Annotated in this window: 1 pseudogene; it reads left to right on the top strand. The window is 49.0% G+C overall.

Going from position 1 to position 535, the window contains the following annotated elements:
* Nucleotides 1-127 precede the first annotated feature (127 nt).
* Nucleotides 128-535, top strand: a pseudogene (locus WMO25_RS18760) (terminase TerL endonuclease subunit); the annotation flags it as partial.

The raw sequence follows: 535 nt of genomic DNA, 5'->3' as shown, positions 1-535 counted from the left end.
CAATCTGCATCAGGCAAGGCCACCATCATAAAACAAAATCAATCCGTCAAAGATCTGGTGGCCGTAAATAAGCAAATGCTTATGATATTGGACAAGCTGGGTCTGACCACGGAGAAAACCATAAGGGATGACGATGATGACAAACTGTGATCCACGAATAGAAGCCTACATGGAGGCAGTGGAGACAGGAAAAGTGGAGGCGTCCAAAGATGTCAAGGCACTGATGAAACATGTCAGAAAGTGTTTTGAGACGGAGGACATCTATGTGGACCAGCAGCAGCTGACGGACTACCTGGGACTGGCACGATATTTCCCGTATGATGAGGTTTTTCCGTGGCAGCAGTTCGTGATTGGACTGCATGACTGCACATACTGGAGGGAAAATGGACGGCCAAGGTGGCCGGATTTGTTCTGCCTGATTGGGCGAGGTGCGGGAAAAGACGGAACAATAGCGCTGGAATCAACGGCACTGGCATCCGAATACAACGGAATCAGAGAGTATGACGTTGATATCTGTGCGAACAATGAGGACCAG

Source organism: Coprococcus intestinihominis, assembly GCF_040096555.1.
In the GTDB taxonomy this organism is placed as follows: domain Bacteria; phylum Bacillota; class Clostridia; order Lachnospirales; family Lachnospiraceae; genus Coprococcus_A; species Coprococcus_A intestinihominis.
Note: the sequence above shows the minus strand (reverse complement) of the source record. Positions and strands in the feature narration are given on the sequence as shown.